The organism is Acidobacteriota bacterium (assembly GCA_034211275.1).
Classification (GTDB): domain Bacteria; phylum Acidobacteriota; class Thermoanaerobaculia; order Multivoradales; family JAHZIX01; genus JAGQSE01.
In genome coordinates, this window is sequence record JAXHTF010000203.1 from 1 (window position 1) to 11,865 (window position 11,865).

Genomic DNA, 11,865 nt, shown 5'->3' on the forward strand with positions numbered 1-11,865 from the left:
ACGGGAAGTAAAGCCGCTGATCGCGGCGCGCTATGCGGTGGATGCCGCGCGCGAGACGCTCTACGGCCATTCCTTCGGCGGCATGATGGTGCTCTCGACTCCATCACCCGACTGGCCCGCGCTTACAACACCGTTCAGCCGCCTTCCGGCAAGGTGCTCTCCGGCGGTATCGACGCCAACGCCCTGCACCGTCCCAAGCGCTTCTTCGGCGCCGCCCGCAACATCGAGGAAGGCGGCTCCCTGACCATCATCGCCACCGCCCTGGTGGACACCGGCAGCCGCATGGACGACGTCATCTTCGAGGAGTTCAAGGGCACCGGTAATTGCGAGATCCACCTCGACCGCAAGCTGGTGGACAAGCGTGTCTTCCCGGCCATCGACATCAATCGCTCCGGCACCCGCAAGGAGGAGCTGCTGATGTCCGAGAGCGAGCTGCGCCGCGTGTGGGTCCTGCGCAAAGTGCTCAATCCGTTGTCGACGGTGGAGAGCATGGAGCTGCTGCTGGACAAGCTTTCCAAGACCAAGTCCAACCAAGACTTTCTCGACGCCATGTCGAGATAGCCAGCGCCTTGCCCAAGCTGCGCGTCGGGATTCCCCGGGAGCTCTATGGCCGGCCTTTGGCCTGGGGCTTCCTCAAGGGGCATCACGGCGATCTCTTTTCCACCAGTCTGCATCCCCAGGCGGCCATCGGCCCGCTGCTGCAGCGCGGCAGTCTCGACGTCGGCCTGGTCTCGCCGCTGGATTTTCAGCGCATCCCCGGTCTGCGGGCCCTGCGGGACCTGTGCGTCGCCGCCACCGGCGCGTGCCGGTTGATGATGGTGGTGGCGAAGGAGCCGCTGGCTCAGATCCGCCGCCTGGCGGTGGAGCACAACAGCCACGCCGCGGGCCTGTTGGCGGAGATTCTCCTGCGCCAGCGCTACGGGGTGGAAAACCTCGAGCTGCGCCGCCACCGGCCGGTGCTCAAGCGCATGCTCGCCAACCACGACGGAGCTCTGCTCACCGGCGACGACGCTCTCAAGCTCCGGCGCTCCAGCCATGCGGTGGTGGATTTGGCGGAGGAATGGAACGCCTTCACCGGCCTTCCCTGGGTCGTGGCCCTGTGGGCGGTGCGGGACGGCGTCGGCCTGCCGGATCTACCCTTCTACTTCAAGAGCAGTCTGCGCTACGGCCTCTCCTTGCTCGACAATCTGATGCGCGAATCGGCGTCGGAGCTGGCCCTCGACGTCAGCGAGATCGAGCCCACGTTGCGGGGCCATCTGAGCTTTTTTCTCCGCGACGAGGAGACGGCGGGGATCGAAGAGTTCTATCGCCGCGCCGCGGAGCTCGGACTGATGGAGGCCCCGCGGCCGTTGGCTTATTGGTAGGGGCTCACTCCCAGGGCCCCTATTCCCAAGGGATATCCGGCATCACCAGCCGCTCCACCGCCTCGCCCTTCCCCGTGGTGCCCTGCCCCAGCACCGTCGTCTGCAGAATCTCTTCCACATCCTCCGGCTCGACCCCGGCATACCAGCGATTCCAGGGCCACACCGCCACCGCGACCCCCTGGCTGCAATGCTTGAGGCAGCCGGTGCGGTTGACCATCACCTGATCGCGAATCCCCAGCTCCTTCACCCGGTCCTTGAACCGGTGGTAGACCTTGAGGGCTCCGCGGCGGGAGCAGCAGGGTTTGGAGGCGCCCTCGGGGCGCTCGTTGACGCAGACGAGAATCTGAACTTCTGGGTTGGGCATAGGCAGGGAGTTTATACCGCCCGGCGGCGTCCATCGGTGGTGGGGCTCCGGCGAGACGGAATTCCAAACGACGAGCCCCGAAGCACGACGAGTGCTCCGGGGCTCTTTGCCGTCAGAGGTTTTCCAGCCGCTGAGACCGGAGAGCCTTACTCTCCCTCCCCCGAGCCCAGGGGCTGGGCGAAGAAGTAGTTGACGTTCTCCACCGGCACGCCGGTCTCGGACTCGATCTCCGGCAGCAGGGACTCGATGACTTCGAGGATCTCACCCTCGACCTCCCACTCCTCGGCTCCCTGGAGCAGGAAGGGATCGCCACAGGTGCCCTCGGGCTCTTCCTTCGGCTCGACGGTGGCGCCGCATTGGATGGCGGCTACGGAGTCGAGGAATACGTTCACGTCACCGGGGTTGCCGGTGTCGTTGCCCGCGGCGATGCGGGTGGGGTAGGGGTGATCGTAGGGGAAGTCGTGGCGGGTGCGGGTGCAACGGCACTCCGCCGGCGGGTTGTTGGGGCAGACCGAGGACGACACGTAGGCGGCGGTGGAGTGACCGTCGGCGTAGGGACCGCAGTGCAGCACCCAGAGATGGATACCGGTGCCATAGTGCACCGGCGCGGCCGCCGCGGAGCCGGCGAGGACCAGCACGAAGGCCAGGGCGAGGGATAGGAACAGGGCATTGCGAAGCTTCATAGTTTTCCTCCTGCTATAGGGAAAGAGATGAAAATGAGCGACCGTAGAGCGCACAGTTCTTCCCCGGGGCTTCTGGCCGGGAGCCCACAAAAGGGGACCCCTACGCCGATGGATTGTCCGGGGAGTTACTGCTTTTTCTCAATCACTCTACATACAAGGAGTGCGGCTCGAAGCTTGGGCGGGACGCTGTTTCGGAAAATTCGTGATCACAGGGGATGCCAAGGCCCCGGGAGCTGGTTCGAAGCGCCCGGGGCCTTGGGTTCGCCGACTCGACGGTCAGCTGCGGGGGTTGTAGACGAAGGTGCCCTCCGCCTTCTGGCCGTTCTGGCCACCGGCGTTGGTCTTGACCCGGATGTCGTCGCTGGGGCTGCAGCTCATGGTGTGGGAGGTGCCCTTGCCCAGGTTCACCAGCTGGCTGCCATTGACGAAGAGGTCGACGCTAAAGGGCGAGCCGGAGCTGTTCTTGACCTTCACCTCGGTGGTGTCCGGAGTGGGCCGCCAGGGTTCCTCGTCCTTGACTCCCTTGGTCAAGGTCCAGGGGTCGAGGACTTCCCGCTGGCCTTCCGCCTGGAGCTCGGACTGCTCCCGCTGAAACACGGCGCCGATCTTCAGCCCGGGTTTCGGAACCACCCGGTGCACCGGATTGGTGCCGGCGAACTGGCCATTGAGGGTCCAGTGGGAGAAGACGTGGCCGGGTCCCGCGGTGGCCCGCAAGGGAACCACCTTGCCCGCCGGGACGAACCCTGCCAGGTCGCCTTTGCCGGTGTCGAGGAAGCCGGCCTTGAAGCTCCCCAGGCCGGAGACGGAGAGGAAAATCCGGAAGGCGGCGGCGCTGGTCCCTGCGTCCTCGTTGGCTTGGGAGTCGGTGCCGGTCTCGACGTAGACGAGGCTCGGGTCGGCGGGGAGCAGATCTTCGGACGGCTGGTAGGTGTTGGTTTCGGGCATGGCTTGCTTCCTCCGAGAGTTGCCGGCGCGGCCGGCGTAGGGTGGATCGCCTGAGCGGCGGTGGGGCCATCGCTCGCCGCAAGGCCATGGGCCTCGGGGGATGCGCTGGCGGGTTCGTCCACTCAGTGCCGCGACGGTCCCGGTGATTTCACCGCTACGAAAGATTTCTTGAAATTGGACCGGACTTCGAACTGTCGCCGGCCGAAGCAGAACCGTCAGGCGCCGACGACGTGGAGGCGGAAGCGGATCGGGGCGGGAGCGCCGGTACTTTCGGAACGGGGCAGGAGCTCCAGGAGGTGCTCTCCGGAATCGAAGACCGAGTTGGGCAGCGCCAGGGTGATCAAGCCGGAAGCATCGGCCTCCAGACCCTCGGCGGTCCACAGCACGACGCCGTCGGGACCTTCGAGCTGACCCCAGCAGCGCAGGTCCGGTGTTCCGAGGTCGATGGCCAGGATGATCCGCCCGGCAGCTGCGGAAAGATCCAGCTCGACGTCGGTCTCCCCCAACGCCGAGCGGTTGGGGCTGAGGAATACCAGGGGAAGATTGACCTGCGCCGCGCGCGCCGCCGCCAGCTCCTCGTGCAGCTGCTGATTGTGGAATCGATAGGTCAGCGACGGGATCAGCGAGAGAGTGACCACCAGGCCGAGGGCCGCCGCCAACACCGAGAGCCGGGCGCCGCCGAGGCGCCGGAGGCCCACCAGGATGGCCGCCTGGACAGTGCCTCGAGCCGCCGCCTGGGTGGCCTCCTCCGCGGCAACTCCGCGCAGCCCGCTTTGCAGCCGTTCCGCCGCTTCCAACTGCTCGAGGCATCGGGAGCAGTCCAGGTAATGCTCCTCGAAACGGGCGCACTCATCCTCCGAAAGCCGGCCGAGGACGTAGCGCTCGATGACCTGATGCTCGTCGATGGTCGAATGGTCCATGATCGGTGGTGCAGCTTCCGCTGCCTTCTCCTTCTCCCTCTCTACTGGAGTGTCTCCGAGCGGGCTCATTCTTTCACTCCGCTGGGTTCTTTCAAGGCTTCCGCCTGCTCCAAAAGCTGCCGAAATCGCTGGCGGGCGCGAAAGAGGACGAGGTTGAACTGCTGCGTCTGGAGGCCTAGATCCCGACACAGGACCTCCTTGGATTCCTCCGCCAGGTAGAAGCGGAAGAGGATCTCCCGATCCCGCGGCTGGGAGAGCTCCTGCAGCAGGCGGCGTACAAGCTGTCGATCCTGGGCTCGGGCCATCTGCACCGCCGGGCCGGGGGTGGGGTCGACGGGCTTGACGGGGGCTTCCCCCACCTCGGTGCGCCGCCGGCCGCGCTTGCGGATCTCCGCCATCAGCAGGTTGCGGGCGGTGCCGCGGAGGAAGGCGTTGAGCCGCTCCGGATGGGTGATCTCTCCCCCGCGGGCCTTCTCGATCACCACTCGGAGGGTGTCTTGGTGGAGATCCTCCGCCAGGCTCCGGTCCGAGGTCAGGCGCCGGAGCATGTAGGAGAGACCGCGGCTGTAGCGTCGCACCAGCTCCGCCTCGGCGCTCTCGTCGCCGGCCTGGATGCGTTGCACCAGCTCAGCGGCTTGCTGGGCTGCCTCGTCCTGGGCTGCCTCATCATGGGCCTCATCGCCTTGGAGCGAGTGATTTCCGCCTCCCGATACCGGTCGAGTCATCGTCGATGCTTCCTCACCGCCCGGTCTTCATAGCCAGTCTCCCTGCAGCACGAATACCGCCCAATGATACGGGTCCCGCCACCGCGGGTCCTGGGCCAAGGATCGTTGGGCTTCGGCGAGGGCCGCCGCCGGTGGCTTGTGGTCGACCAGATGGGCGCGATAGAAGTGTTCCATGAGCTCGGTGGTGGCGCGGTCCTGGACCTGCCAAAGGCTGGCCAGCACCCGGCGGGCGCCGGCATGGAGAAAGCCGCGGGTGAGCCCCATCAGCCCGGCTCCCTGGACCTGCTGCCCGAGGGCCGTGCGGCAGCCCGAGAGCACCACCAGCTCGGCGTCGAGATGCAGGGCGTAGACGTCTGCCAGCCCCAGGAAAGCATCCGACGGGCGGCCGTCCTCACCGATGCGCGAGAGCATCAGGCCGGAGAGCCGGGGGCGGGCATCGTCGAGCAGCCCATGGGTGGCAAGGTGGACGATGCGGTGCTTCGCCACCGCGCCGGAGGTGAGCAGCGAGCGCTGAGCCCGAGGGCCCAGGGCCAGCAGCAGATCGGGTTCCGGCACCAGCGCCGCCAAGGCCAGAGCCTCCTGACGGCTGGCGGCGAGGCGGTGCAGGCCGGGGATTTCCTCCAGCGCCTGCGCCGCCGGGCTGAGCTTCCCCGTGATTTCGCCGCCGAGCTCCCCGGGAAGCTCGGCGACGCGCGGATCCCGGGGGCTGAAGATGGGATCGGCGAGCACCGCCACGCCCTTAGCGCCGCGGTGGGCGCTAGCGGCCACCGGGCCTTCCCGCTGAGCGGCCAGCACCGAGGCGGAGGGCAGGGAGACCACTTGATGGTGGCTCAGCAGCGGGGTGGGCTCCCGACGGCCTTCGAGGTCAGCTGTCTCCGGATGGGGCAGGGCGGCGAAAGGAAGGTAGTGCAGTGCGCCATCGGCGACGATCACCAGGCGCCGTTCCTCCGCCTCTCCTTCCCGCCCCTCCGCCAGATGCTCCGCCGCCGGCCCCAGCAGCTGCCGGGAGAGCTCCGCCGCCAGAGCTCGTTGCTGGCCTCGGTCGCCGGGGCTCAGGCGACTCCAGAGCTCGTGCAGCCGCCGGGCCCGCTGCTCGATCTCCCCCCGAGGCGGCAGCTCGTAGCTGGTGACGAATCGGCGGCCCACGGCCCATAGATAGCTGCGCTCCTTCCCCAGGGCATATTCCAGCAGCACCGTCTCGTCGTCGAGCAATGCCTGCAGCTCCGTCGCGCTACGGGATCGTGGCTTGGTGAGGCGTTCATAGGCGGGGTCCCGGCGGCGGAGCTTTGCTTCTCGAGTCTCCAGCTCGGTGAGCAGCTCGTCGATCTCGTGCATCACTTCCGCCGCTGCCTCTTGGCGGCCCCGACTGAGGTGTCGAGTGTGCAGGCTGGCCTTGGCGCTCAGGCTTTCCATCAGCTGGTCCCGCTGCCGGGCCGCGCCGGAGCCGCCTGCCGAAGCGGCGCTGCGGGCGGTTTGGAGCAGCGCTAGCAGCACCTGATCCCGCGCCCGCTCGTTGGCTTCCAGGGCGCGGAGGTGCCAGCCTCGGTGGGGATCCCGCCGGTGCAGCGCCATGAGGGTCTCGACTTGATCCTGATAGAGGTCGCCGCGCACCGCCAGGAACCGGGTGCGCAGATCCGGCTGGGCGAGGCGGGAGCTGAGGGACTCGATGAGCTCCAGGCCTTCTTCGAGGCGGGAACGGGCGTCCTCCAGGCGTCCTTCGCTGCGGTCGACCCGCGCCAGCACTCCCAGAGTCTCCGCCTCCCCCTGGGGATCCAACCCCTGGCGATGGAGCTCCAAGGCCTGATGGAGGACCTCCCGGGCCGCCGCGTTCCGGTCGCGGCTCAGGTGCACCTCCCCCAGACGCCGCAGAGTGCGGGCCTGGCGCACCGGATCCGCCACCTCCCGGCGCAGCTCCAGGGCTCGCTCCAACATCTCCCGGGCACCGTCCGGATCCCCTTCCTCCAGCAGAATGCCGCCCAGGTGATCGAGGGCGATGGCCTCCCCCCGCCGGTCTTCCAGCTGCCGCCGCAGCTTCAAGCTCTGCCGGTAGAGCTCCAGAGCCCGGGCTCGCTCTCCTTCCAACTCCAAGGCCTGAGCCAGGTTGTTGAGGGCGGAGGCTTCACCGCGGGGTTCGTTGCCCTGGCGAAAGCCGTCCAGGGCGCGCTGGAAGTAGGTGCGGCTACGCTCTCCGTCGGCCAGGGCCAGGTAGACCACCCCGACATTGTTGAGCAGCCGCGCTTCCTGGGCCGGGCTCTCGGTAGCAGGTTGCCGGCGGTAAAGCTCCAGGGCCTCGAGGTAGACCGTCAGGGCCTCCTCGTAGCGCCCCAGCTGCCGCAAGGCGGCGCCGCTGTTGGTGAGGGCCCGCACCTGGGCCGGCGGATCGTCGGTGCGGCGGTGGATTTCGAGGGCCTGCCGGAAGTAGCCCAGCGCTTCCGCCGGTTCTCCCAGATCCTGGGCGGCGCCGCCCAGGTTGTTGAGTAGGGTGGCGGCGAGGTTCGTTTTGGGGGGCGACGCGTTGCCTTCGGAGAGCAGGTCCAAAGCTCGGCGGTAGTACTCTCGGGCTTCCCGGGGCTGGCCCCGGGAGTGGTGTACCAAACCCATATTGCTCAGGGTTTGAGTCTGCCCCGGCACGTCTTTCAGCTCCCCCCGCATCTCCAAGGCCCTTCGGTAGAAGCTCAAGGGTGTTTCGCCGTCGCCCTGCTGCCAGGTCACCAGCCCCAGCTCGTTGAGGGCCCGGGCTTCACCGTGGCGATCCTCAGCTCGCTGCCAAAGCTCCGCCGCCGCGGCGAGCTCCGCCGCCGCCGGTTCCAGGTCGTTGCCCTGGCGGTGCAGGACCGAGAGCGCGTGGTGCAGGCGTCCCCGCTCCCGTTCCTCGCCGGTCGCCGGCAAGGCCTGCAAGGCCCGGCGGTAGAGGTCGACGGCTTTTCTACGGCTCTCCGCATCGCCCTCTGCTGCCAGCACGGCGGCGCGGGTGGCGAGCAGCCCTGCTTCGAAGGAAGGCGCCTGCTCCAGCTTCACCGCTTCCAGCCAGGCGGCGGTGAGGTCGAATCCGACAGATCCCGGTGCGGCCGCGCCGCGGGCTTCCGGCGCCCTCACCCGAGCCGTGTAGCTGCCCCCATCGGCCACCCGGATCACCGCCTTTTCGGGACCGAAGCCCCCGGTGGGGCCGTCGACCTCCACCAGCGCCGCGCCGGACGGATCGAGGACCTGGAGCACCACATCCGTACCCTGTTGCTCCGCCACGACCTGCAGGATGCCCCCGCCGGCGGGGACTTCCAGTCGATAGAACCAGCTGGCGGGCGCGTCTTCCACCTCGGCCGCGGCTGGCTCGGGGCGGATCTCCACCGCTGCGGGAGCCACCGTCGCGGCTTCGGGGGCGGCCTTTGCAGGAGGCTCGGGCGTTGGCGCGCAAGCTAGCACGATGGCCAGAGCTCCCATCAGCGGCCACCAGGTCAGCACAAACCCGCTCCGCAAGCCGCCCAGGGCGGCGAGGATCTGCCCCCGGGCCGGCGGGCGCGCCGCCGGCCTTCCGCCGCTCACGATTCGGGGGAGTCGCCGTCGGCTTGCGAAGGATCCCCGGTGGGGTCGACGTCGTTGGCGGTCCAGGCGCCGGTGCCGGTTTCGCCCTTGCGGCCGCGGCTGGTGACGAAGCCGAAGGCGCGGCTTCGGCCATCGGGGCCGTGGTGGATGGCGGCCACCAAGAGATGTTGGGCGCCGTCCGGAGTCGAGAACTCGAAGCTGGCCCGGTCGCTTTTGATCTCGCCGCCGGTGCGCTCGAAGACCGCCTCCTGCTCGATGTCCCTCCAGGTCACCTGCAGCACCGCCTGGTCGTGCTCATTGCGGAAAATCTTCAACCCGCCACGGATCGGAAGGCACCGGCATTGACTGGCCTCGATCACCCATTCTCCTTCGAGGGTTCTTGGCTCCTGCTTCATGAGTCGTTTCTCCTGCACGCTCGGGTGCCTTGCTCCGGCCCGCCGGAGCCGAGGGAGAGGGCGGGCATCGCCCTGCTCCACGCTCGATCTGGGGGCTCCGGTGGCAGGCCGTCGGATGGTGATTTCGTGATGGCTGCAGGAATCCTAACAGCCCGTGGTGAAAGTCAGACGCCAGCGAGAGCGAGAAATTTTTCGCCGAATCAAGGCCGGAAAACCGCAGGCGATGCGAGTATCGGCGAGGTTTTCGAACGAAGATTCGGTGGAAAAGGGCCGCTCACAGCGCGGCTCGACTTTCACCACGGGCTGCTAATACACGCTGGCCGGCCGCTGGTTGTTTAGAGCACTCCAGCAAGCCAGCGGGCCAGATTGAGGACGAATTGTCGGTTGTCGGTGCCGGGGGTGGTGAAACCGAAGGAGAAGGAGCCACTGGGGCTGGAGGCCACCTGGGCGGTGAGAGCGGCGGCCTCTCCGGACATCACCACGCGCCCTTCGCCATAGTCGAGGGCGACGGCCTGACAGCGGCCGGCGGCGGAGACGCCGGTTGCGCGTTGCTGCTCCGGCGGCAGACGGAGGGACTCCCGATCCGGCAGATCCCGCGCTTGTTCGGAGAGCTGAAGCAGGCAGGTGCCGGGCTCCGCCAGCAGCAAGGATTGGCCGGCAAAGGTGAGCACCGAGGAGACTCGTTCTTCCGCCGACCGGCCCGCGAGGATCGGATGCTCCGCCAGGCCTTCGTTGGCGGCGGTGAAGCGCAGCCAGGCGATGTTGCCGGTCTCCGGATCCGTGCGCTTCGCATCGATGGTCCAGGCGTCCGCCATGCCCACCCCGAAGCGCTCCGCCAGCAGCGCCGCGGCGCCGCCGAAGGGAGCGTGGTCGGCGACGAGCAGGAGCCCGCCGCCCGCCTCGACCCAGGCCTCCACCGCGTCGATCTCGTCCCCGGTGAAGGGCAGATAGCCGTCGTCCGCCGGCGGCACGTTGGCGATGACCAGAATCTGTGCGCGGCCCAGACTCTCGGCGGAGAAGGGCTCTTTGCCGGCTTGCACCCGAAGGCCATCGGCTCGCAGTAGCTGAGCGAAGGGTTTATAGCGGTCGTCGGCGGTGTGAAAATTCTTGTGGGCTTCATCGATGAGCACCAGCGGGGCGTCGGTGGCACCTTCCGGGAAGGCGGGATTCTCCACCTGCAACTCGCTGAGGGTAGCCCCTTGCTGGCTGTAGGCGCAGGCGTTGAGGCAGAGGGCGGCGGCGAGGAGGATCGGCAGAAGAACGATGTGGCGCCTCGCCAGGCTGCGATGGAGGGAAAGCAAGGGTGTGGTGCTCATGGTCATCCTCAGCTCGTCTGAATACCTCGGATCGGGGTGCGGAAAGTCAGCCCTCAGGGTACCGGCTCTTGGCAAGGGCCGCAGCAAGAAAAGACACGGTACAAAAAAGGGCCCGGGTGACGGCTCCTCCGCCATCGGTGGGCCTGTACCGATCTTGGAGAAGCCGAGCACCCGGGCCACTCGGAGCTGGTTGTAGGTACGCGGTCCTGACGGAAAGGTTTCTCGCCGGCGGAGATCCGGACCTTCTGATCTGACAAACTGGGTGGCGACGAGATCGCGATTTCGATGCGTTGGATGAGTCAGAGGCTTCGATGACTCAGAGATTTGGATGACCGTGGATGGAGAGACGATGAAAGTGCCGCCTATTCCTGCCGACGATCCCTATTGTGGATGGATCGCCACCCTGCCACCACCGCCGCCGGCACGGCCGCTGGATCGGGATCTGAGCGTCGACTGTGTGGTGGTGGGGGCGGGGTTCACCGGCCTGGCGGCGGCCCGGCGGCTGGCGGAGCTGGAGCCCGGTTGGCGCATCGCCGTGCTCGAAGCCCAGCGCGCCGGCTATGGCGCCACCGGACGCAGCTCGGGCTTCGTGGTGGATCTGGCGGGGTTCATCGCCGAGATGGAGCCGGCGGCTGCGGAGCGTTTCATCACCCTCTCCCGCGCCGGCATCGCCGAGCTCCGGCGCCTGGTCCAGGAGCACGACATCGACTGTGCTTGGGATGATCGCGGCTGGCTGCACGTTGCCGCCGGGGATCCCGGGATGCGGGCTCTGGCAGCGCTGGAGGCTTGGCTGGAGGGGCGCGGGGAGCGCTTCGAGCATCTCGATGCAGCGGCCATGGAGCGCCTGTGCGGCAGCCCTTTCTATCGCGCCGCCGCGCGCCTGCCGGGGAGCGTGCTGGTGCAGCCGGCGGCGCTGGTTCGCGGCCTGGCGACAACCCTGCCGGAGACCGTGGAGCTCTACGAGCAGGCTCCGGTGCGAGCCTTGGAGCCGGGTCCCCGCTGGCGTCTCGAGGTGGGTACCGGCCGGGTGCCGGCGGCGGTGCTGGCGGACCGGGTCCTGCTGGCCACCAACGGCATGCTGCCGGCCCTGGGAGTGCTGCGCAGCCGCGTCTTCCCCCTCTTCACCTTCGGCAGCTTCACCCGTCCCTTGACGGAGTCGGAGCAGAAGAGTCTGGGGGCGGAATCCGAGTGGGGCCTGCTAGCCCAGGATCCCATGGGGTCGAGCCTGCGGCGCACCCGCGACCAGCGCCTGCTGGTGCGCAACTCGGTGCATTACACCCGCGCTCCGAAGGCGCCGGGGCGGGCGCGGCGCAAGGCTCAGGAGGCCCATCGTGAGGCTCTAGCGCGGCGCTATCCGCAGCTGGCAGAGATCGAGCTGGAGCACACCTGGGCGGGCCTGATGGGCATGACCGCCAATCACCATCACTATTTTGGCCGCTTGCAGCCGGGCCTCTACGCCGCCGGCGGCTATTTCGGCGCCGGCATCGCCATGGGCACCATCTGCGGCAGCCTCCTCGCCGACCTCGCCGCCGGCGGCGACTCGGCGCTGCTACGGGAGATGCAGGCCCTCCCCGGCCCGGCCTGGGTGCCGCCGGAGCCGATCCTGGGGCTTG

General features: G+C 68.1%; 11 protein-coding genes. 3 read left to right on the forward strand and 8 right to left on the reverse strand.

All coding sequences use genetic code 11. The features are described from left to right. Together SX243_21630 and SX243_21635 are read left to right on the forward strand one after the other, a co-directional pair. Window positions 1-561, forward strand: a 561-nt coding sequence (locus SX243_21630; protein ID MDY7095586.1) for a hypothetical protein, incomplete at its 5' end; no start/stop codon positions are given. Between the two features lie 8 nt (window positions 562-569). After that, a complete protein-coding gene (locus tag SX243_21635) occupies window positions 570-1,364 on the forward strand; it encodes an MqnA/MqnD/SBP family protein (GenBank protein MDY7095587.1) in 795 nt (264 codons plus the stop codon). 19 nt (window positions 1,365-1,383) lie between these two features. On the opposite strand, the gene SX243_21640 is transcribed toward SX243_21635, so the two are convergent. The 8 genes from SX243_21640 to SX243_21675 form a co-directional block, all read right to left on the reverse strand. Continuing rightward, complete coding sequence (locus SX243_21640) at window positions 1,384-1,728, reverse strand: (2Fe-2S) ferredoxin domain-containing protein (GenBank protein ID MDY7095588.1); 345 nt, start codon at window positions 1,726-1,728, stop codon at window positions 1,384-1,386. 146 nt (window positions 1,729-1,874) lie between these two features. Then, window positions 1,875-2,411: a hypothetical protein gene (locus SX243_21645; GenBank protein ID MDY7095589.1), complete on the reverse strand. Its 537-nt coding sequence runs from the start codon at window positions 2,409-2,411 to the stop codon at window positions 1,875-1,877. Window positions 2,412-2,687: 276 nt separating this feature from the next. Continuing rightward, complete coding sequence (locus tag SX243_21650; GenBank protein MDY7095590.1) at window positions 2,688-3,356, reverse strand: hypothetical protein; 669 nt, start codon at window positions 3,354-3,356, stop codon at window positions 2,688-2,690. Between the two features lie 215 nt (window positions 3,357-3,571). After that, the gene (locus tag SX243_21655; GenBank protein ID MDY7095591.1) at window positions 3,572-4,276 is read right to left on the reverse strand and encodes a zf-HC2 domain-containing protein; all 705 of its coding nucleotides are present in this window, start codon (window positions 4,274-4,276) and stop codon (window positions 3,572-3,574) included. 65 nt (window positions 4,277-4,341) lie between these two features. Continuing rightward, on the reverse strand, window positions 4,342-5,001 hold the full coding sequence (locus SX243_21660) for a sigma-70 family RNA polymerase sigma factor (protein MDY7095592.1): 660 nt from the start codon (window positions 4,999-5,001) through the stop codon (window positions 4,342-4,344). A gap of 27 nt (window positions 5,002-5,028) precedes the next feature. Continuing rightward, window positions 5,029-8,541, reverse strand: coding sequence for a CHAT domain-containing protein (locus SX243_21665; GenBank protein ID MDY7095593.1), 3,513 nt, complete (start codon window positions 8,539-8,541; stop codon window positions 5,029-5,031). Continuing rightward, window positions 8,538-8,936 (reverse strand): hypothetical protein, encoded by a 399-nt coding sequence (locus SX243_21670; protein ID MDY7095594.1) that lies wholly within the window; start codon window positions 8,934-8,936, stop codon window positions 8,538-8,540. The genes SX243_21665 and SX243_21670 overlap by 4 nt, the downstream gene beginning before the upstream one ends. Before the next feature lie 335 nt (window positions 8,937-9,271). Continuing rightward, window positions 9,272-10,252, reverse strand: coding sequence for a hypothetical protein (locus SX243_21675; GenBank protein ID MDY7095595.1), 981 nt, complete (start codon window positions 10,250-10,252; stop codon window positions 9,272-9,274). A 349-nt stretch (window positions 10,253-10,601) separates the two neighbouring features. On the opposite strand from SX243_21675, the gene SX243_21680 reads away from it, so the two are divergent. Next, a partial coding sequence (locus SX243_21680; GenBank protein MDY7095596.1) for an FAD-binding oxidoreductase occupies window positions 10,602-11,865 on the forward strand: 1,264 nt, incomplete at its 3' end.